This is a genomic window from Streptococcus ratti FA-1 = DSM 20564 (assembly GCF_000286075.1).
Lineage (GTDB): Bacteria > Bacillota > Bacilli > Lactobacillales > Streptococcaceae > Streptococcus > Streptococcus ratti.
In genome coordinates, this window is the sequence record NZ_AJTZ01000003.1 from 1 (window position 1) to 19,708 (window position 19,708).

Consider the following 19,708-nt stretch of genomic DNA (forward strand, 5'->3'; position numbering starts at 1 on the left):
TTTGTTCGTCGTTTACTTAATCTGTTAAGATTGACAGTGTTTCCAATAAATTTTCAGCATTGACTTCAATCGTATCACCAGTTGATTTGATTTTGACTTCAACAATCCCATCTGAGGCTTTCTTCCCAACAGTTACACGGATTGGCAGACCAATAAGGTCACTGTCGGAAAATTTGGAACCAATTCGCTCATTGCGATCGTCTGTCAAAACAGAATAGTTAGCCTGCATCAGGCTTTCTTCCACTTTTTGCGTCAGCAGTTGAGCAGCTTCATCTTTGATATTAACCGTAATCAAATGGACATCAAATGGCGCTAAGGATTTAGGGAAATTGATGCCCCAGGCAAATCGGTAGCCTCCTTTAGGTGTTTTGTTGACAAAAATGCGAGCGTGCTGCTCAATGACTGCTGACAAAATGCGGCTGACGCCGATACCGTAACTGCCCATAACTATAGGAATGGAACGGCCGTTTTCATCCAGAATATTGGCTCCCATGCTGTCGGAATAACGTGTCCCCAATTTGAAAATATGACCAATTTCAATACCGCGGGCAAATTTAAGAACACCTTTGCCATCGGGCGACGTTTCTCCTTCACAGACTTCACGAATATCTGCATAGACCGCTTTAAAGTCGCGTTCGGGATTGACCCCGGTCAGATGATAACCATCTTCATTGGCACCGACAACTGCATTTCCCAAATTCTGAACTTTAAGATCCGCTATAATTGTAACATTTTCCGGCAAATTAACAGGGCCTAAAGAGCCAAACGAGGCACCGAAAATATCTTTAGCTTCATCTTCATTAGCTACTTCTAAGAAATCAGCTCCAAGATAATTTTTTAATTTCACATCATTAAGCTGATCATTTCCTACTAACAAGGCAACAACTGGTTCATCATCTGCAATGAAAAGCAGAGTCTTGATGGTCTGTGATTCATCAATTCCTAAGAAGGCTGCTACTTCGTTAATCGTCTTACAATCTGGAGTTTCAACGCGTCGGACTTCTTCGTGGGAAACAACCTTTCCGCTTGGCTTATATTCGCTCGTGGCCATCTCAAGGTTAGCAGCATAATCAGATTCACTGGAATAAGCGATTGTATCCTCACCTGATATCAGCCAGGATGAGAGCTCTTCCTTAATCTCTGATAAAACTTCTTCAGGAATTTCTTCTGTTGAAGCAATAGACTTATCAAGAACCAGCCAATGCTCTAAATCTGTACGGTCCGGTGTAACAGCCATAAATTCTTGGCTGTCCTTTCCTCCCATAGCACCGCCATCACCAATAATCGCTTTAAAATCTAAACCAATTCTCGTAAAGATAGCTTCATAAGCCTTGCGATAATCTTCATAGGTGACATCCAGACTTTCATAATCCGCATGAAAACTGTAGCCATCCTTCATAATGAATTCACGGGTTCTAAGCAGACCGTTTCGGGGCCGCTTTTCGTCCCGGTATTTTGCCTGAATCTGATAAAGATTCAAAGGCAGCTGTTTGTATGATTTCACAGAATCTCTAATCAGGCTGGTAAAAGTCTCCTCATGAGTCGGACCTAAAATAAAGTCTGACTGGTCACGGTTTTTTAATTTATAAAGGTCTTCCCCATACGTTTCATAGCGGCCCGATTCACGCCACAGATCAGCTGTCAAAAGAGCGGGCGCCAGCATTTCAACTGCACCGATTTTATCAAACTCCTCACGCATGATTTGTTTGATTTTTTCAATCACTCGGTTGGCCAGCGGCAAATAAGAATAAATCCCTGCTGATACTTGGCGGACATAGCCTGCACGCACCATAAGTGCATGGCTGATAACCTGTGCATCACTTGGCATTTCGCGCAAGGTTGGGATTAACATATTACTTTGTTTCATTAAAAATTCTTCTCCGTCTAAATTAGTTTAGAAAAAGGCTCGCATAATATCATTCCACGTTACGGCAATCATCAATGCGACCATTACCAGAACACCAGCGAGTGTAATGTACGTTTCTGTTTCCTGCTTGAGAGGCTTTCTCCTGATGGCTTCGATTAAATTAATTAAAATTTTGCCGCCATCAAGGGCCGGAATAGGAATCAGATTAAAAATACCTAAATTGAGAGAGAGCATCCCCATCAGTTCTAAGACACGAATAGCACCCTCTTTAGCTGCCATATTGCTCATCTGATAAATCGCTACTGGCCCACCCAACTTGTTAAGGCTGGGCTGAAGTACAATACCTTTTAAGGCATTCAGTATAGCAAAGGCTCTGTCCCAAGATATTTTAAAAGCACCGACTATCTTATCAGCAAAGCCTGTCTTTAAACTTGGCATAACACCAATAACGTAACTGCCGTTGACTTTTCTTGGACGAACTCGCAGTACTTCAATGCCTGATTTAGTTTTAACCTTAAAGGGGATCGTTTCACCCTTGCCTAAATCAGTAGTTGATTCAGCCACTGCCTCGGTCAGATCTTCCCAATTATCAACTTTACTTTTTCCGATTTGAAGAATCTGATCGTTATCTTTGACACCCAATTTTGCAACGGCGCCATCAGGCACTACACGAACGTGATTGCTGTAATAATCCGGAACACCGCCTTGTAAGAAAATGACAAGCATAAACACAACGACTCCTAAGATGAAATTATTCATCGGCCCCGCAAAATTAGTAATCAAACGTCCCCAAATACTGGTATTTTGATATTGGACATCCAAAGGCGCAATTCTGATTTCCGTACCGTCTTCTTCGACAATAGTTGCATCATGGTCAACCGGATACGTCCTAGTCTCATCCAAAACACGGCCGGTAATTTCCAGCCTGTTTTCTAAATCATAGGCGGTGACATTCATGGGCAGTGCCGTTTTGTCTAACTGTCTGTCAGAAAGATTGATACGAACCACAACCCCCTTATCGTTAAGGGTTAAAGCGGCAGGTGTTCCCGTTTTAATTTCGGTTGTATCATCCCCCCAGCCTGCCATACGCACATAGCCTCCCAAGGGCAGCATGCGAAGGGTATAGGCTGTACCGTCCTTGCCTTGATGTGCAAAAATTTTCGGTCCCATACCAATGGCAAATTCTCGGACTAAAATTCCAGATCTTCTGGCAAAATAGAAATGCCCAAATTCATGGACAAGTACTATAATTCCAAAAATAATGATAAATGCAATTAATCCTGACATCGTTTCATTGCCTCCCTCTTAGAATAATCCAAAGAAGTGCATGATAGGGAAAACAAAAATCATACTGTCAAAGCGATCCAAGATGCCGCCGTGTCCAGGTATCAGTTTTCCAGAATCCTTAACACCAAAATGACGCTTAATAGAACTTTCTACTAAATCACCGAACTGGGCAAAAACACTAAAAAGCACAACAAGAAGGAGCATCACAAAGAAACTGTAAGGGGCGTAGACATTCTTATCAAAAAGCATGAAAATAAAGGCGATAACGAGCGCCGACAAAACACCTCCCAAGCTTCCTTCAACCGTCTTATTGGGTGAGACAGCTGGCATGAGCTTGCGCTTCCCAAACTGCCGCCCAATCATATAAGCACCGATATCTGTTGCCCAAACAATAAAAAGCGCCAGAAAAACTTTGTCAAGGCCTGCAGTGCGGGCATTGATAAGGTTTTGAAAACCAACACCTACATAGAGACTGCAGGCAATAGGAAAAGCTGCATCTTCAAAAGAATAGTGACCATTGTTTAAGACAGTTCCCGCTAAAATAAGGAAAATAACCAAACTAAAAGCACTGAAGCTGCCATCAATGGGCAAAAAAGTTAAATAGCTGTCTAAAGGGACCGTCAGTACAAAAGCTGCAAGCATTGCCAGAATTCCTTCAAATGAAAAGATTTCCAATCCCTTCATTTTTAACATTTCCGATACACCAATCATGGCTAAAATACCGACAAAGAGCTGAAAAAAGATTCCTCCTAAAAACAGGAAAGGCAGAAAAACAGCTAAGGCCGCCCCTCCGAAAATAACGCGTTTCTGCATATGATAAACTCCTTCTAAACGCCGCCAAACCGACGGTGACGGTGATTGAATTCTTCAATAGCCAAAAGCAGGGCCTCCCTGTCAAAATCCGGCCATAAAACCTCGGTAAAATAAAATTCACTGTAGGCAGACTGCCAAGGCAAAAAGTTACTGAGCCGCATTTCTCCGCTGGTTCTGATGATTAAATCAGGATCCCGGTACAAATAAGGAAGGCTGTCAGTCATTAGGTAAGCAGCGATAAGATCTTCTGTGATATCTCCAGGATTCAGACGGGCATCTAATACATCCTGAGCAATTAATTTTACAGCATTGGTAATCTCAGCACGGCCTCCATAATTAAGGGCAAAGTTCAAAATTAATCCCGAATTATGCTTGGTCAATTCTCTGGCACGCTCCAAAGCATCTAAAGTTGGCTTTGGCAGGCCTTCTTTGTCCCCAATGACCACTATACGAACATTATTTTTATGCAGCTCAGGAACATACTTATCAAAAAATTCCACAGGCAGATTCATGATAAACTTGACTTCATCTTGAGGGCGGCTCCAGTTTTCTGTTGAAAAGGCATAGACTGTCAAAACCTTGACCCCTAAATCAGAAGCAGCTATAGTCACTTCCTGCAGCGCATCCATTCCAGCCTTATGCCCAAAAACACGCGGTTTCATCCGCTTTTTAGCCCAACGGCCGTTGCCATCCATAATAATAGCAATGTGATTGGGAATTTTAGCCAGTTTCACGTCTTGTTTTTTTCTCTTAAATGTAAACATTATTTTTCCTTAAAAAATACTATTATTTCTATTTTACCATAATTTAAGAATTGTGACTGTTCTTTCGCCTAAAAACCACGACAAACGCATGAGACGCTCCAATTCATTTTCTGAACGATAGAACCCTTTTTTAACTTAGAGTAGGCGGCTTAGATACTTGTCAAAGGACAAACTAAGGACATATTTCTTATGCCTCATACTCATTTTCTTTCCTGTATCTAGTCGCTTCAATACAGCTAAACAAAATTTATCCATCACATTCAAATTAAAAGCTAAGTGCTTGTTTAGCGTCTTATTGGCATCCTCACGAAAAACAACATCCAATAACCAGTGCATACTTTCTATCTGCCAATGCCCTCTAACATAAGCACACAATTCCTGAGCACTGACCTGGCAACTCAGAATAAAGTAGCGACTCTCTTTGCTTTCTTGTCCATTCTTTGTTATCTGAATACGAGCTCGACCTATACTCTGAATATGTCCCCAATCCGGATGAACTTTTCTCAGCCAACCGACATCGTGGAGGACATCATACTGTCTGACCTCGATTTGACCGTGGGCTTTTTCAACGGTTTCGTAAGTATCATCCCGCCTAGAATCCAACTCAAAATAGGGACGAATATCCTCTAATAGTCCCTTCTGATTCTCTTTAACAGCCAAACAGTAGTCGCCTTTTTTCTGGATAATCTTTTCCGCAATGGCCTTTTGAGTTCCTATAGCATCTATACTAATCAGGCAACCTTTGATAGAAATCATATCTAGTAAGACGGGGAACGCTGTGATTTCGTTGCTCTTCTCATCAGTCGCCACTTGACCGTAGGCTATCCCTAAGTCTGTCGCATAAGCTGTGACAATATGCAAGGCTTTCTGGGTTTGACTGGCGTTGCCTCGGACAGTTTTGCCATCAATCGCAACCAACCGTTTCGAAAAGGTTGTAAAAGTCTTGGCAGAGAGATCAGCCTCCTCTAAAATGTTAGCCCACATCTGCGTAACTTCTACAAGAACCTGTGGGTCTAATGTCGCGAAAACACGCTGAAGCGTATCGTGTGATGGGATGCCATTTTCTAAACTAAGAACAGTCCGTAAGGAGCTTTCGTAGGCATTGCCAAAGGCTTCAATCTCATCCCAGTACTCTGCGCCTGATAAACGAGCGAAGAATATTAAGAGAACAATGTCTGATAACAAATGTTTGATTTTCCAGGGCTCCCTGACATCTCTAACTTCTACCAAAAAACGAATCATCTCATTCATAACTACGACCTCCACTACTATTATAACGGAAGTCCTTTATCTCGTTTATGAAATTAATTTCTGAAAACGATATTTTCTTCATGCGTTTGTCGTGCCTAAAAACCCCCAATCCAGCATGATTGAGGGGGAAGTTTATTCTTCAATAGCAGATTCGGCATCTGCTTCTGCTTCTGAAGTCTCAGCTGCACCTGCAGTTTCAATAGCTTCAGCTGATTCTTCTTGCGGGGAAGAGTCACTGCCTCCCTTGGCAATAACACGCTTGATAGCAGTTAATTCAAAAGGAAGGAATACTCCGTCAACATCAAGTACGATTTTTTTGCTGTCATTATCCACTTCGTCAACAACAGCATACATACCGCCAATGGTTACTACTTCGTCGCCTTTAGCAATAGCATTCAGCTGATTTTGACGTTCCTGAGCCTGTTTCTTCTGAGAACGCTGCATCAAAAAGATAGCTCCAATAAGAACAGCAAACATAATAAGTGTCGGATAAGGCATAGTTAATTCTCCTCATTATTTAAAGTCATCAAATACTATAACAAAATTAAGCCTCAAGAGCAAGCGGAAAGTCAGCAAAAAATCCCTGAAAGCAGGGATTGTAAGCGTTAAGCAATAAAATCACGGATAGCTTCTTCTGATAGCGATGAGTCACAGACAACCTTAACTTGACCATTTTGAGCGACCAAAAGACCCGGAACAGTATTCACAGAATAAGAACTGCGCAAGTCCTGAATCGCCTTTAAATCATTTTGATCTTCACTGTTTAAAAAGGCGACCGCTTGATGATCAGTTTTAGCTGCCTTGTTCAGCTTAGGGGCAAAACGCCTACAAAACGGGCAAGTGGAGCGTCCAATAAAAAGAATAATTTTTTCCCCGCTATCAATTCTTTTTTGTGCTTCCTGAGCTGTCACACGCTCAAAATCCTTAACAGCGTCTGCAAAATTTAACATATCGTTCCTCACTTTTTTTAATATTTTTATGATAGCCTTTTTGAGACAGCTTATTATGCACATTTGAGCTTAAAAAGAGTAGGACTCAATCGCGATTTTGCTGCTCACCTTCGCACAGTTGGTTAAAATTAAAGAGCGTAAGAGACATCCACATTGCTCTGCAATCATATATGCCCATCCCAGACCCTTATCTTATAAACCGTCTACATTGTGATAAACCTTTTGGACATCGTCGTCATCTTCAAGGACATCTATCAATTTTTCAAAGACGGCTAAGTCTTCTCCTTCCAAAGCAACCTCAGTCTGCGGAATCATTTCAAGTTCTGTAATCTGAAATTCTGCGATCCCTGAAGCACGCAAAGCTTCAAGCGCCTTATGCAGATCAGTCGGCGCTGTATAGACAGTGATACTGCCATCTTCTGCCTCAACATCCTCAACATCAACATCTGCTTCTAAAAGCTGCTCAAAGACGGCATCTGCATCATTGCCTGCAAAAACAATGACACCCTTCTTATCAAACATGTAGGACACCGATCCTGCGGCACCCATATTCCCGCCGTTTTTACCGAAGGCCGCCCGAAGGTTTGCGGCTGTACGGTTAACATTTGAAGTCAGCGTGTCCACAATAATCATTGAACCATTTGGACCAAATCCTTCGTAACGTCCTTCAACAAAGGTTTCATCTGTATTTCCCTTAGCCTTATCAATAGCTTTATCAATAACGTGTTTAGGCACCTGCGCTTGCTTAGCGCGTTCAAGTACAAATTTTAAAGCTGAATTCGACTCCGGATCCGGCTCACCTTGCTTGGCAGCTACATAAATCTCAACGCCAAACTTAGCATACACCTTTGAATTTGCGCCATCTTTAGCAGTTTTCTTTGCAACAATATTTGCCCATTTACGTCCCATTAAAAATTCTCCTTTGTATTTTTCAATCGTTAACTATTATAGCACAAGATAAGTCATTTGAGAATTCGCTTAAATTAATCTTCCTTCCAAATGATCCATTTCATGCTGAATAATTTGGGCAGAAAGGCCAGTAAACATCAGTGTCTGTTTCTGCCATTCTTGGTTATAAAAAGTGACGGTAATCTCGCGATAGCGCTTGGTCGTTCTGCTGCCAGTAAGCGACAGACAGCCTTCTTCTGTCTGATAAGGCTGTGTTTTTGCTGTCATGACAGGGTTATACATGACAAGGTCGGTAAAGCCGATGGAAACAATGATAATCCGTTTGTTAATACCAATCATATTGGCTGCCATACCAAGACAGTTATCTCGATGGGCCGCCAAGGTATCCTGCAAATCCTGACCGACAGCGAAATCATCTCTGGTAGCTGGCTCTGCCTTTTGCTGCAGGAAGAAGATATCTTTTACGATAGGTCTAATCATAACTTGTCCTTTGGTTTTTTATAATTAGTATAACAGATTTTATAATAAGGAAACACTGTGACTAGAGACCATAGAAATCAAATTCGTTAGAATTTGCATAACTATAAGGCTAAAGCTGATGCTTTAACCTCATAGGGCTCTTTTACCGGCAATAAATAGCAATCGCCTGAGCCGCAAAGACTGCTGTTCCCTGACCGCCTACTTGATCAATAAACTGACTAAAACGGTTATCCGCAGCGTACATTTGCCCCAGACCAGCTAAAACTTCGTTTGTACACTCATAGAAATTTTGACTGATATAATCCTTAAGAACTCTCACCTGCTTCTGAACTTTGGGTTCATCAGCCTCCAAGTCCTTCAAGCGTCCGAATCCTGCCATAATGTCAGACATTTCTGAACTTATCTGAGCAAAATCTTGATTGCTTGTTTTCGCATCAAATTCCTGAAATGCTGCTGTATTTCCCCAGCGTTCTTTAGCTTCTGCCTGGAAAGCTAGCAAATCTGTCTTATCAAATGCTTGAAAATCCATGTAATTATCCTCTTTCTGCTGCAAGGACTTAGCATGCTTGATGACTTTTTCCAAGTGCTGCTTTTTCAGCTCCAGAAGCTGAATCTGATCTTTTAAAGCCGCATCTCTGTCGTAAGCCGCATTCCCTACAATTTTTTTAATATCTTTGAGCGGAAATTCCAATTCACGAAAGAGCAAGATCTCCTGCAGCTTTTCAAAAGCCGCATTGTCATAATAACGATAGCCGTTATCCGCAACAAAACTAGGTGTCAGCAAATTGATTTCATCATAGTAATGAAGCGTGCGCACACTAACACCTGAAAGCTGACTCATCTCTTTAACTGTTTTCATGACCAAATCTCCTCTCATAAGGACAGTATAGGCTATGACGCTGCGTTAGAGTCAAGGGGGAAAGTAAATATTTTATCAGTCATAAGATTATTTTTCGTCATCTAAAAGGCGCTGGATAATTGTCATAACCCAGCGCTTTCTTACATCTCTTACTTTTTAGCCTTAGGAATAATAAAGATGATTGACAGAATAGACAGGCAGCTAAAACCACCACCTCTGCTATATATTTATAATCCTTAATAGACATAGTTTCCCTTCACTTTCAAAACTGTCGCAAGTCCATTATATCACAAAAGCCCCGTAGAACACGGAGCTTAATAATGATCTTTAAAAGATAAAAAGGCGACACTATCGTTATCAACCATATAGATAATACGATTCTCTGCATCGATTCGCCGTGACCAGGCACCTTGAAAGTCATATTTCAATGGCTCAGGTTTTCCAATTCCAGTAAAAGGGTTGCGCTGAATATCCTTAATAATCTTGTTAATACGTTTCAAGGTCTTACGATCCTGTCCCTGCCAGTAACAATAATCATTCCAAGCATCATCCGTAAAGGTTAATAACATCACTTACTCCTCAATCTGATGAACTTTAACAGCACCTGACTTGACCTGCGCCATGCCTCGTAAAACTTTATCCGACAGCTCCTGATTTTGTGCAATGCGCAAAGTCTCTTGAATACTGTCCCATTCACTTTTAGACAGGACTACAATGTCTTCATCAGGATTTTTATTGACAACCGTTAATGGCTCAAATTCATCATTAACCTTTTTCATATAATCCTTCAAATGATTCCGAAATGTTGAATACAGTACTGCTTCCATTACCATACCTCACTTAACCTCTTTTCCATAAGTATAACAAAAACAAAGAACTTGTCAAGATATTGTACAAGTTCTTTGTCTTCACTTTTATTATTCGAAAAATCAATATTAAAATAACTTCTCTTCAAGCAATATTCTTGCAGCGTCTATATCATAACCATTATTTAAACAATCCAATTCAATAATTTTTTCAATTTCATTTGTATTTCTATTATATAAGTACATAGATTCAGTATCAATAAGTAACACTTTAAGCAAATAGATATCTTTTGAATCAATAATCTTATTTTTCTTTTTATCTAATATACATTTGTCTAAAAAGGTATACGACTTTAATTACCCTAACAGTTCTTTTTCTAAAGCAATGTTCAGCTTGACTTCAACAGGTAAGTACAAGCCCGCTATCTTAATGACATTATCAACAAATTTAACATTTTCACTAGATTTATAACAGGCACATTCTTTATAAATAGTCTTAATGTCACTTAGTTCTTTTAGTAAATAGTCAACATAAAAAACTCTAAATTGATATTCTAAAAAGAACTGCCGTCTATACATGTTTCCCATCTCTAGCCAATTCTCTTGATTGATGCTTTTCATGGGAAATGGACTAGCCTCTACAGATAACAGAGTGCTTAACCCTTGATTTTTACGACAGATTAGATTTTTTAATTCAGAAAATTCCATACCCAACACAGGAGTAATACCCGATTGTCTAGAAATATGAATAAATTCTCTAAAATCATCTATTGCTATAGGATTTCTTAATACTTTAACATTATCAATTCCGCTATAAATATTTGAACCCCAATGAAAACTATTTATATAAGAAAAATCATCTCGAAATAATCTACCTCTTACCTGACCGAGAGCAAAAATACTAGCACCAAACTTGCTATAGTAGTACTCGCCTTTATCAAGTAGCAAAAATAATTTTGTAACTTCCTCTACACCAAATACATCAGCATCTTTTACTTCATTTAATTGTTTCCTTAATCGTCTAATAGTGTTAATTGATGTTTTAGAATACATAAAAAATATTATATCTCCAGCTTTTGACCACCTTGGCACTGTCCATTCAAATTCTTCACCTGATAATATCAATTCAATGTTCAATTCATCAATTTGCAATAGCTCCTCTAAAGTTTTAGGAAATGATGAGTTTGCTATAAAGGCCTGTACTTGATTTACCATCATAGAATTCTACTTCTTTCTGATATTCACCGGCACTCGTCCCCAGGTCTGTTCAAGGATTTCTGGATTTCCGAGTTGATAGACCTGGTCGGCTTGCTGGGTTAAGGTGTCCCATGGCTGCGAGCCTATACGGGAGATAAGCTGGGTCTTGTCTTTGATGCTGGAGAGATGCTGACGTCCTTTCTCCGTAAAACCAAGGACATGGACACCTTTTGGCAGGTCAGCTTCACGCGCATTGACTAGGATATAAGTCAGGATGCGGCGCACGCGCGCTTTGGTATAGCGCTTGGTGGCGACAGCTTCTACCAACTGGTCAATGTCGGTCACCTGCCGGATGGCTTTTTTGATGCGGGCAGCCACTTCTTCGTTGACCTGAAAGACTTGTGTCAGGTCTGGCTGGGTCGCAATTTGATATTTCAGAAGTTGAAAATAGTCAGCCCAAGTCACTTGCGGACTCGCTTGAAACAGGTCGGGGTTAGGCACGCCCTTAGCCACAAAACTTTTATCTTGTCTATGATGGCGCAGGCTGGTTGCGGAAGCGTAAAGCCTTTCTTTTTCCTCAGAATGGTAGGCTGCTCCCTGACGCTGAACAGGAGTCAGTTTGATGTCTTTTCCTGCACAAGCTTTGGCGTAGGCCAAGCCTAAAATATGGTTGGGCGTATCACCGGTAAAGTCAATACCTGCAAAAGTTTCCCACATGAGCTGTGTTTTTTGGAGATAGCTGAGCTCCTCAGGTAGTGTCGAAAGAAAAGCTGTCATCTGCTCTGCTTTTTTGCCATAAAGGGCTGATAAACGCTGGTAATCAAGGACTTCTTCCGTGCCGAAAGCAAGGGTATCTATGCCCAGCTTACGCAAAATGTCCACGGCCCCCTGAGCAAAATAATCGGCCGACTGAACTGCCACTAAAAAGGGCAATTCAACCACGAGGTCGGCTCCATTTGCCAGCGCCATTTGCGCCCGCGTCCACTTATCAATGATAGCGGGCTCTCCCCGCTGCACAAAATTGCCAGACATAGCTACAATTTTGAGACCGTTATCTTGATTCAAAAGATACTTGTGCCCATTATGAAAGGGATTGAATTCGGCGATGATGCCTGTGATGGTCATGTGAAATCCTGCCTTAATTGATACTGTCTATTGCGATTTTGTCCTGTTTTAATAAGCAGTCCCAATTCTGTAAACCTTGCTAGATAGCTCCTTGCTGCAGAAGGACTGAGGTTTGATAATCCTTGAAACTCTCGGTTACTTATCGTGCCATGCTTTTTCAAATATTTTTCTAGTAAATTAAAATATAGCAATTCTTTATCGTTCATTTTATCGCCTACTTTATCGCTCTTTTCTATGAGCGAATAATCCTGCAAAGTTTCTAAAATAGCGTCTAGCATAAGTTCGATAAAAACTGTTGCATCGTTCTGATGATTGCTGAGCGATAAGCTATCGTAGTAGGCTTGCTGATGTTTGTAAATAACCGTCTCAATAGGAATCCATTCAAAGATATCCTGCCATTGATAGAGAATCAGACTCTGCCATAGTCGTCCCATACGACCATTCCCATCAATGAACGGATGAATACTTTCAAATTGGATATGAAGAGGAGCCATTTTGGTCACTATATTCTCTTGACTAATGACATAATCTTTTAATAATTGTTCCATCAAGGGGCGAATTATATAGAGTTGAACCGGCTCGTTAGTGGCTCCACGATACGAGCAGGAACCTTTCGACAGGCCCCGCTTCCATCCTTGTCTATTACTTTTATTATACCATAGTCCGGAACAATAGATGTTTTAACGGAACAATATTTTACGATTTACGGAACAATAAAAAGCTATCTCCAAATAGCCAGCTTTTGTCACTACTGACTCATGCTGTTTCTTTAGTCAATGAGCCAAGTCCCCGTTATCAAATAAGCGACCAAGTCTGAACATAAAACAAAGGTCGCTAGAAAAACCAGGCCTGTCACCATATTTCTAACAGGCTGCCTATGTTTTGCTATAAGCTTATTAAACCATTTTGTAAATGCCAGATGCTTGTTAGTCAAAATGGTAAGCGTCAGTAAAAAAAGGGGCAGCTGGCTTAAAAGAACCCAGATAAGGTTGCTCATAAAAGCTAATACTAAATGCCGCTGTCCTGAAAGGGCTAAAACAGCAATGAAGGTGGGGTCAATGAGAGCTGTCACAATCATAAAGCCAATCATCCCCCAAAGCCCCTTTTTACCTCCCTTTGCTGCCTTATCTGGCGCAGTCTTTTCGATAGCTCGCAGTCTCTTTAACCCTAAAATGACAAGGAAAGAGATGATAAAAATGTAAATGACAACCCATAGACTATCAGGCAGTTTAAAGAGACTGAATAATAGGTTCTCTATGACATAGCTCAATTTATTGCCAAAAATAGCAGATAAAACCGTTCCCAGCAGACTGGTTCCCAGAAAAACACCTAGCGTATAAATGAGGGCTTTCTTCTTATCAAGTCCTTTAGCCAAGCCACCAAGCAACAGTAACATACCTACAGGATCAATGCCGGCAAAGCCAAGTCCCACAATAATCAGTAAATTTGCCATATCCACCTCAACACCCCAAAAGCCACTTTGTTATCATATCAACCCTACTATAACATAAAAGTTAATATCTTCAATCCGTCAAAAGTAGCATTATTACGATTATTTCTCACACACAAAGAACCATCTCCTGCTTGTATCCCTAGGTTCCTTATCCTCAAAATCCGCGTAGACTTTGACATTCTTAAAACCTGCCTGCTCCAGCAAAATATCGTAGGTCAGCAAATCGTAGGTTCGTTCTTCGTGAACCTCGTCATAGCGGGTAAAGCGGCCGTCTTCGTCTTGGATGAAAAAGGTTAGTTCATGCACAACAGAATGCGGTGCTTGGTCGGCATAGGTGTCCCAGACCATAGCAAAGTCTTCGGCATTTTCATGGTAGGAATAGCCCGGAAAGACCTCATCTGTCTGATAGGTCGAGTGCACATCAAAAATAAAAGTACCACCATCATTGAGATGAGCGTAAACCTGCTCGAAAACATCACCTACAGCTGCCTCATCTTCCATATAGCAAATGGAATCCGAATAACAGGTCACATAATCAAAGGTCCCAACCGACGACAAATCCAGCATATTGCCCTGAACAAAGGGAATAGCCAAGTGCGCTGCCTCAGCTCGTTTGCGCGCTAAGTCTAGCATATCCTCACTCAAATCCAAACCTGTCACATCAAAACCAGCCTGCTTGAAACAGATGGACTGGATACCTGTCCCACAAGCTAAGTCTAAAAGCTTTGCAATTTTCTTTTGAGGAAAATGGCGGAGCGAAAAGTCCGTCCATTGATCGTAGAGGGAGTCGTCCATGATGCTGTCATAGACGGCAGCGAATTTTTGATAGTTTCTCATAACATTTTTCTTCTATACCTTTCTAAAGTGAAGCGGATACCTGCAAATATTCTGTTTCATGACTAAAAGTTGAGCTTAAGGATCAACTCTCTCTTCGTCACAGTAAAAAGTATCTTTTAGAGCCTCATTTTGCTTCTTTCTGCCCTTTCTTGTAAATTTTCAATACAGCAGAACATTGTTGTTAGAGGCTCGCTTTGCTTACCTTTCTTCTTGTTTTCAAAAACCTTGCCAAGCGGCAAGGTTGTCTGTTATGCTAAATACTCTGCCACATCCACCATCGGTGCTTCATGCCAAAGTTTTTCAAGATTGTAATGGTAACGTTCTTCTTCTGAAAAGATATGCACAACGACATCATTGAGGTCAAGCAGCACCCAGCCACCTTTAGAATCGCCTTCAATATGGCTGGCATCGCCTCCAGCTTCAAGTACTTTTTCACGGATATTATCGGCAATAGCCTCCAGCTGACGGCTGTTGGCTGCATGCATAATAACAAAATAATCCGTCAGAGTAGTCAGCCCCTGCAAATCCATGACAACAATGTCTTCAGCCCGCTTTTCATCAGCGGCTTTAACAATTAATTCCAGTAATTCTTTTTCCTTCATTTAATCCTCTCTTAAATACCCTACATAAGCATTATAGGTCTCAATTGTCTGCGGGTAAATAGGTACAGCCTGATGCGCCAGATGCTCAACCGTATGAACGGTTTCAAAGGCTACTGCCTCATCCAGCGATTGCTCCGCTATTTCACGCGCCTTGTCCACTCCCGGGAAATCGCGATTGCACTCAATATAGTCTGCAACATAGACAATCTTATCCAGCATGGTCATATCAGAACTGCCAACCGTATGAATTTCAATTGCCCGCAGAATCTCTTTATCCTTTAAACCTAAATCTTCTTGAATTTTGTAAATGCCAACAAGACCATGCCAGACTTCATTCCCCCAATTTTTGAGTTCAGGGTTCAACTGGTATTTATCAATTAAGGCTAAGAAAGCCTCATCTGAGAGCTCTTTGGCGTAATCGTGCAAAAGCCCTGCAAGCCCTGCTTTGTCAGGATTATAGCCATTAATCTCAGCCAAATAGATACTTGCTTTTTCCACCCCCAGCATATGCTGCAGGCGTTTTTTAGAGACCTGAGCCTTGAGTTTTTCCAGCAGGCTCTCACGGGTCATGCCAACATAGGTTTCATAGGTCATTGATAGAGCCCTTCTTTCTCAATATAATCCAGAACCGATTTAGGCAGCAGAAAATTAGGTTTTCGATTCTTCCCAATAAATTCTCTGAGCATGCTGGATGAGATATCCATCAGAGGCACATCCACCCAAATCACCGGATAAGATGTTCCAGCCTTATACTTAGGCCGCTGAACACCGACAAACTGCACCAGCTGCATTAAGTCATCAATCTTATGCCATTTAGGCAAATAATCCACCATATCAGCTCCAATGATGAAATAATAATCCACATCAGGATTTTTTTCTGTCAGCAATTTCATAGTATCGTAGGTGTAGCTGACTCCTTTTCGTTCAAGCTCTATGGTCTCAATATCCAGGCCTTCAATGCCTTCAATCGCTAGCTGCAGCATCTTTAGGCGGTGCTGCTCATCAATCGTTTCTTTCTTATCAACATGAGGCGGTATAAATTCAGGCATCAAAAGCACCTGGTCAAGTCCCAGCTGCTGTCTTACCTGATCAGCAACGACCAAATGAGCATTATGGACAGGATTAAAATTTCCTCCCAAAATACCGATTTGTTTTCGGTTGCTATCTTTTTTTTCTTCTTCCAATTCCACCTTGGTAAAAGGTGTCAACAGTTCTAAAGCCATCTTGCCTCCATTATCAAAATCAACTCTTTAGATTGTTTTAACTTTAGCTGAAATTTTCCGATTATCCTTGCGGCTTGATTCCTTGTACAGGATCAAAATACGGCCAATTTTCAGGACTGTCTCCAGTCCAATCTCCTCTTCTAAAATCTCTGCAACCTCATGGATATTCTCATCCGTATTCTGCAAAAGTGTTACTTTAATCAATTCACGCGCATCCAGAGCGTTTCGGATACTTGTTTTGATTTGATCATTTAAACCGTTCTTGCCGATGTGAACGATCGGTTTTAGCGAATGCGCTTGACTCTTTAAAAAGGCTCTTTGTTTACTTGTTAATGCCATAAGCTTCCTTTATCATTTTATATCAATGCCTTTCTGGTCACTACAGCAACTCCCTGCGGTGCCCAAGCGGCAATTTTTGCCTGTCCTGCCAGTCGAATCCAGCCTAGGCCAGAAAAAACAATATCCGTTTTTCCATCCACAGCAAATTCGTGTCTCACCAGCTGCGGAAAATCTGCCAATTCTTCCTTGTCCGGCGGCGTCAGAAGTTCTCCTGCATGCTTTTTATAAAAAGCATCTGCCCCAGCCAGTTTTGTTCGGTGAACTTTAAGATTATTGTCAAAATAAGCTGTAAAGCCCTGCTTATTTCCCTGAAGAAAATCAAATCGTCCCAGACCGCCTAAAAAGAGGGTTTGTTCAGGATTAAGCTGATAGGTCTTAGGCTTGATTTCCTTTTTAGGACTGATATACTTGAGAGCCTTAGCTGATAAATAATGCGCCATCTGATGGCGGTGAATGATGCCAGGAGTATCAAAAATATAACTGCCGTCATCCAGCGGAATTTCGATCTTATCCAGCGTCGTTCCCGGAAAGCGTGAGGTAGTAATCACATCCTTGTCCCCAGTAATCTCCCTAATGATGGCATTAATCAGTGTCGACTTGCCGACATTGGTAACTCCGACCACATAAACATCGCGGCCCTTGCGCAGTTTTTCAATAGACGCAATCAGCTCTTTAATGGCATAGTGATTTTGAGCACTGGTCAAGAGAACATCAAGCGGTCGCAAACCTTCCTCATGCGCACGTTCTGTCAGCCACTGTTTCACCTTGCTGGCCTTTACAGATTTAGGTAAAATATCCGCTTTATTCCCCACTAAAAGCAAATCATTGCCAGAAATAAAGCGCGGCAGACCGGGAATAACAGATCCATTAAAATCAAAAATATCAACGACATTAACAACCAGAGCGCTGCTGTCCCCCACTTCGTGCAAGAGCTTTAAAAACTCATCATCCGAAATATGAACATCGGTGATTTCATTATAATGACGCAGCCTAAAACAGCGCTGACAATAGACTTCTCCCGTTTCCAGCCCCTTTTCCAAGGCTGATTGCGGCGTATAGCCGGCACGATTTTTTTCTTCTGTTTGAATTTGGGCTCCACAGCCAATACAAAATAATGCTTCCACTTAGATTTCCTTTTTATAGACAAAGGCACCATATTTGTCTTCAATTTTTTTCCAAACACGGCGTTCACGCGCACGATTAAATTTAGTATTCCAAGCATCTGATTCCACCAAGGGTTTCACTAGAATACTTTTGATACCGGCACGATGAGCCGCACGAATATCCGTCATCAGCTGATCCCCCACCATGACCACTTCATCTTTTGAAAAGCCATAGCGGCTAATTGCTGTATTAATGCCATGCGCAAAAGGCTTCATTGCTCGGCTGACAAAGTCAACATGAAACCTCTCCACCGCACGTCTGACACGTGCATGACTGTTATTGGAGACCACAACTACCGGCATATCCGCCTCAGTCATGCTATCCAGCCAGTCGCGCAGCTCCGGCGTCCCATCAGGATGATTCCAGGCAATCAGGGTATTGTCCAAATCCACAAGAACGGCCTTAATCCCGTGTTTTCGCAGACTATCAGGGGTTAAATCATAAACGGCTTCTACCACGAAATCGGGTCGATAATTTTCAATACTCACTTACTTCTCCAAATACAATATTACCCTTTATTTTAACATAAAATAAAGAATAAGGCGAGGAAGAAAAAAGATGTATCAGGCTGTAAACATGAAGAAAATGTATAAAACCCGCAGTGAATGATATGCATTTTTTAATAGTTTTAGACAGACAGCATCACAACCCACCCTTTATAGCATAATTATATCTCGCTTTTAATACATGAACCGTTTTCCAAAATCAACCAAAGAATCCAATAATAAGCCTTTACTAAATCCTCAGATTTTTCCTTTGCTGGCTGCTAATAAATCTCTTACTGAAATGATGAGGACAGCCAGTATAATCAGCAGCATGCCTAAAAAATCCATGGGGTAAAAAACTTCTTTCATAATAACAGCTGAAAAAAGAACTGCGGCTATTGGCTCAATAGTCGCTAAAAGACTGCCTTTTACTGCACCAATGAGACTAATTCCTTTTAAAAAAGCCGTATAAGCAAAGACACTGCCGACAATAATTAAACCAAAATATGCGACAAGGTTAGCAGTTTGAAAGTGAGCATCGTATTGCCAAGTCTGATCGACAAGCGCAAACACCAATCCTCCCATCAGCATACCCAGACCAATGACCAAAAGACTGCCCCATCGTTGAATCAATTTGATGGGCAAAAACATATAAAGAGTATAAGTCACAGCAGAAAAGAGACCCCAAAAAAGACCAGCTGGAGTCAGAGCCAGATTTTCCAACTGTCCGTGCGTTGCTATAACAAAGGTTCCCAAGGTGGCTAAAAGAATCGCAGCAACTTCGCCTACTGTCGGCAAACTGCGATCCTTAAAACAAACAACAGCCAAAACTAAAACCGGCGCTAAATATTGCAAAACAGTTGCCGTTCCAGCATTAGTATAATGAATAGCCTGCAAATAACTAAATTGATTCAAAAGCAGTCCGCAAATACTAAAGATGAGAATTCTGATTAACGTTTTTTTATCATTAAGCACTGTTTTGACTTGCTTAGGCTGCTTCCAAATCACAAAGGCAAGCAAGATGGTGCCTGATAAGAGCATACGCAAGGCAGTCAATAAATGAACAGAAATCCCTTGCTTCATCAAATACTGGCCCGAAACTCCCGATAATCCCCAAGATATGGCTGCCAGAACAACGAGAACTGTCCCGCTAAATGATTTTTTCATAGTTACTCCAAATAGTCGTTTTCCCCTTATTCTAGCATATTTTTTCAATAAAAAACCAGCAAATTACTGGCTTAAGCTTCATCAGCGTTTTTTACTAAGCTAAACTTGTTAGCGAGCTCATAATCAAATC

24 protein-coding genes are annotated in these 19,708 nt (G+C 41.2%); all 24 read right to left on the reverse strand.

The window, feature by feature from the left end:
• Positions 1–16: 16 nt before the first annotated feature.
• Positions 17–1,867 (reverse strand): proline--tRNA ligase, encoded by a 1,851-nt coding sequence (locus tag SRA_RS00750; RefSeq protein WP_003086485.1) that lies wholly within the window; start codon positions 1,865–1,867, stop codon positions 17–19.
• Positions 1,868–1,894: 27 nt separating this feature from the next.
• Positions 1,895–3,154, reverse strand: a complete 1,260-nt coding sequence (rseP, locus tag SRA_RS00755) for an RIP metalloprotease RseP (protein ID WP_003086487.1) — start codon at positions 3,152–3,154, stop codon at positions 1,895–1,897.
• An 18-nt stretch (positions 3,155–3,172) separates the two neighbouring features.
• Positions 3,173–3,967 carry a phosphatidate cytidylyltransferase gene (locus SRA_RS00760; protein ID WP_003086489.1) on the reverse strand — a complete coding sequence of 265 codons (795 nt, stop codon included), beginning with the start codon at positions 3,965–3,967 and terminating at the stop codon, positions 3,173–3,175.
• Between the two features lie 14 nt (positions 3,968–3,981).
• The gene (gene uppS / locus SRA_RS00765; protein ID WP_003086491.1) at positions 3,982–4,731 is read right to left on the reverse strand and encodes an undecaprenyl pyrophosphate synthase; all 750 of its coding nucleotides are present in this window, start codon (positions 4,729–4,731) and stop codon (positions 3,982–3,984) included.
• 135 nt (positions 4,732–4,866) lie between these two features.
• Positions 4,867–5,982: an ISAs1 family transposase gene (locus SRA_RS00770; RefSeq protein ID WP_003086492.1), complete on the reverse strand. Its 1,116-nt coding sequence runs from the start codon at positions 5,980–5,982 to the stop codon at positions 4,867–4,869.
• Between the two features lie 132 nt (positions 5,983–6,114).
• Positions 6,115–6,480 (reverse strand): preprotein translocase subunit YajC, encoded by a 366-nt coding sequence (gene yajC / locus SRA_RS00775; protein ID WP_003086494.1) that lies wholly within the window; start codon positions 6,478–6,480, stop codon positions 6,115–6,117.
• A gap of 107 nt (positions 6,481–6,587) precedes the next feature.
• Positions 6,588–6,932 (reverse strand): DUF6568 family protein, encoded by a 345-nt coding sequence (locus SRA_RS00780; protein WP_003086495.1) that lies wholly within the window; start codon positions 6,930–6,932, stop codon positions 6,588–6,590.
• A gap of 192 nt (positions 6,933–7,124) precedes the next feature.
• Complete coding sequence (locus tag SRA_RS00785) at positions 7,125–7,841, reverse strand: YebC/PmpR family DNA-binding transcriptional regulator (RefSeq protein ID WP_003086498.1); 717 nt, start codon at positions 7,839–7,841, stop codon at positions 7,125–7,127.
• Between the two features lie 69 nt (positions 7,842–7,910).
• On the reverse strand, positions 7,911–8,321 hold the full coding sequence (locus SRA_RS00790) for a peptide deformylase (protein WP_003086500.1): 411 nt from the start codon (positions 8,319–8,321) through the stop codon (positions 7,911–7,913).
• A gap of 142 nt (positions 8,322–8,463) precedes the next feature.
• Complete coding sequence (locus SRA_RS00795) at positions 8,464–9,180, reverse strand: MerR family transcriptional regulator (RefSeq protein WP_003086502.1); 717 nt, start codon at positions 9,178–9,180, stop codon at positions 8,464–8,466.
• 314 nt (positions 9,181–9,494) lie between these two features.
• Positions 9,495–9,749: a Txe/YoeB family addiction module toxin gene (locus SRA_RS00800; RefSeq protein WP_003086504.1), complete on the reverse strand. Its 255-nt coding sequence runs from the start codon at positions 9,747–9,749 to the stop codon at positions 9,495–9,497.
• A gap of 3 nt (positions 9,750–9,752) precedes the next feature.
• Entirely contained in the window at positions 9,753–10,007 is a 255-nt protein-coding gene (locus tag SRA_RS00805; RefSeq protein WP_003090931.1) for a type II toxin-antitoxin system Phd/YefM family antitoxin, read from the reverse strand.
• Between the two features lie 336 nt (positions 10,008–10,343).
• Positions 10,344–11,204 carry a hypothetical protein gene (locus SRA_RS00810; protein WP_003086508.1) on the reverse strand — a complete coding sequence of 287 codons (861 nt, stop codon included), beginning with the start codon at positions 11,202–11,204 and terminating at the stop codon, positions 10,344–10,346.
• Positions 11,205–11,210: 6 nt separating this feature from the next.
• Positions 11,211–12,308, reverse strand: coding sequence for a nucleotidyltransferase (locus tag SRA_RS00815; protein WP_003086510.1), 1,098 nt, complete (start codon positions 12,306–12,308; stop codon positions 11,211–11,213).
• Entirely contained in the window at positions 12,305–12,859 is a 555-nt protein-coding gene (locus tag SRA_RS00820) for a Fic family protein (protein WP_413787536.1), read from the reverse strand. Before SRA_RS00820 ends, SRA_RS00815 begins: the two co-directional genes overlap by 4 nt.
• A gap of 218 nt (positions 12,860–13,077) precedes the next feature.
• Positions 13,078–13,761 (reverse strand): hypothetical protein, encoded by a 684-nt coding sequence (locus SRA_RS00825; protein WP_003086513.1) that lies wholly within the window; start codon positions 13,759–13,761, stop codon positions 13,078–13,080.
• Positions 13,762–13,860: 99 nt separating this feature from the next.
• Entirely contained in the window at positions 13,861–14,598 is a 738-nt protein-coding gene (locus tag SRA_RS00830; protein ID WP_003086515.1) for a class I SAM-dependent DNA methyltransferase, read from the reverse strand.
• A gap of 248 nt (positions 14,599–14,846) precedes the next feature.
• The gene (gene rsfS / locus SRA_RS00835) at positions 14,847–15,200 is read right to left on the reverse strand and encodes a ribosome silencing factor (protein WP_003086517.1); all 354 of its coding nucleotides are present in this window, start codon (positions 15,198–15,200) and stop codon (positions 14,847–14,849) included.
• The gene (gene yqeK, locus SRA_RS00840) at positions 15,201–15,794 is read right to left on the reverse strand and encodes a bis(5'-nucleosyl)-tetraphosphatase (symmetrical) YqeK (protein ID WP_003086518.1); all 594 of its coding nucleotides are present in this window, start codon (positions 15,792–15,794) and stop codon (positions 15,201–15,203) included. It abuts the gene before it with no gap.
• Positions 15,791–16,423, reverse strand: a complete 633-nt coding sequence (locus SRA_RS00845) for a nicotinate-nucleotide adenylyltransferase (protein WP_003086521.1) — start codon at positions 16,421–16,423, stop codon at positions 15,791–15,793. The genes yqeK and SRA_RS00845 overlap by 4 nt, the downstream gene beginning before the upstream one ends.
• A 27-nt stretch (positions 16,424–16,450) precedes the next feature.
• Entirely contained in the window at positions 16,451–16,762 is a 312-nt protein-coding gene (gene yhbY, locus SRA_RS00850; RefSeq protein ID WP_003086522.1) for a ribosome assembly RNA-binding protein YhbY, read from the reverse strand.
• 17 nt (positions 16,763–16,779) lie between these two features.
• Positions 16,780–17,886, reverse strand: coding sequence for a ribosome biogenesis GTPase YqeH (gene yqeH / locus SRA_RS00855; RefSeq protein ID WP_003086524.1), 1,107 nt, complete (start codon positions 17,884–17,886; stop codon positions 16,780–16,782).
• Positions 17,887–18,414, reverse strand: coding sequence for a YqeG family HAD IIIA-type phosphatase (locus tag SRA_RS00860; RefSeq protein WP_003086526.1), 528 nt, complete (start codon positions 18,412–18,414; stop codon positions 17,887–17,889).
• Between the two features lie 255 nt (positions 18,415–18,669).
• Complete coding sequence (locus SRA_RS00865; protein WP_003086527.1) at positions 18,670–19,578, reverse strand: DMT family transporter; 909 nt, start codon at positions 19,576–19,578, stop codon at positions 18,670–18,672.
• Positions 19,579–19,708 lie beyond the last annotated feature (130 nt).

What these genes read in the sequence shown, in the direction of transcription:
- SRA_RS00750 (WP_003086485.1), bottom strand. Translation starts at nt 1,867, where the DNA reads ATGAAACAAAGTAATATGTTAATCCCAACCTTGCGCGAAATGCCAAGT.
- SRA_RS00865 (WP_003086527.1), bottom strand. Translation starts at nt 19,578, where the DNA reads ATGAAAAAATCATTTAGCGGGACAGTTCTCGTTGTTCTGGCAGCCATA.
- rseP (WP_003086487.1), bottom strand. Translation starts at nt 3,154, where the DNA reads ATGTCAGGATTAATTGCATTTATCATTATTTTTGGAATTATAGTACTT.
- SRA_RS00790 (WP_003086500.1), bottom strand. Translation starts at nt 8,321, where the DNA reads ATGATTAGACCTATCGTAAAAGATATCTTCTTCCTGCAGCAAAAGGCA.
- SRA_RS00845 (WP_003086521.1), bottom strand. Translation starts at nt 16,423, where the DNA reads ATGGCTTTAGAACTGTTGACACCTTTTACCAAGGTGGAATTGGAAGAA.
- SRA_RS00815 (WP_003086510.1), bottom strand. Translation starts at nt 12,308, where the DNA reads ATGACCATCACAGGCATCATCGCCGAATTCAATCCCTTTCATAATGGG.
- SRA_RS00830 (WP_003086515.1), bottom strand. Translation starts at nt 14,598, where the DNA reads ATGAGAAACTATCAAAAATTCGCTGCCGTCTATGACAGCATCATGGAC.
- yqeK (WP_003086518.1), bottom strand. Translation starts at nt 15,794, where the DNA reads ATGACCTATGAAACCTATGTTGGCATGACCCGTGAGAGCCTGCTGGAA.
- SRA_RS00810 (WP_003086508.1), bottom strand. Translation starts at nt 11,204, where the DNA reads ATGATGGTAAATCAAGTACAGGCCTTTATAGCAAACTCATCATTTCCT.
- SRA_RS00785 (WP_003086498.1), bottom strand. Translation starts at nt 7,841, where the DNA reads ATGGGACGTAAATGGGCAAATATTGTTGCAAAGAAAACTGCTAAAGAT.
- SRA_RS00770 (WP_003086492.1), bottom strand. Translation starts at nt 5,982, where the DNA reads ATGAATGAGATGATTCGTTTTTTGGTAGAAGTTAGAGATGTCAGGGAG.
- SRA_RS00825 (WP_003086513.1), bottom strand. Translation starts at nt 13,761, where the DNA reads ATGGCAAATTTACTGATTATTGTGGGACTTGGCTTTGCCGGCATTGAT.
- uppS (WP_003086491.1), bottom strand. Translation starts at nt 4,731, where the DNA reads ATGTTTACATTTAAGAGAAAAAAACAAGACGTGAAACTGGCTAAAATT.
- SRA_RS00805 (WP_003090931.1), bottom strand. Translation starts at nt 10,007, where the DNA reads ATGGAAGCAGTACTGTATTCAACATTTCGGAATCATTTGAAGGATTAT.
- SRA_RS00800 (WP_003086504.1), bottom strand. Translation starts at nt 9,749, where the DNA reads ATGTTATTAACCTTTACGGATGATGCTTGGAATGATTATTGTTACTGG.
- SRA_RS00760 (WP_003086489.1), bottom strand. Translation starts at nt 3,967, where the DNA reads ATGCAGAAACGCGTTATTTTCGGAGGGGCGGCCTTAGCTGTTTTTCTG.
- SRA_RS00795 (WP_003086502.1), bottom strand. Translation starts at nt 9,180, where the DNA reads ATGAAAACAGTTAAAGAGATGAGTCAGCTTTCAGGTGTTAGTGTGCGC.
- yajC (WP_003086494.1), bottom strand. Translation starts at nt 6,480, where the DNA reads ATGCCTTATCCGACACTTATTATGTTTGCTGTTCTTATTGGAGCTATC.
- SRA_RS00780 (WP_003086495.1), bottom strand. Translation starts at nt 6,932, where the DNA reads ATGTTAAATTTTGCAGACGCTGTTAAGGATTTTGAGCGTGTGACAGCT.
- yhbY (WP_003086522.1), bottom strand. Translation starts at nt 16,762, where the DNA reads ATGGCATTAACAAGTAAACAAAGAGCCTTTTTAAAGAGTCAAGCGCAT.
- rsfS (WP_003086517.1), bottom strand. Translation starts at nt 15,200, where the DNA reads ATGAAGGAAAAAGAATTACTGGAATTAATTGTTAAAGCCGCTGATGAA.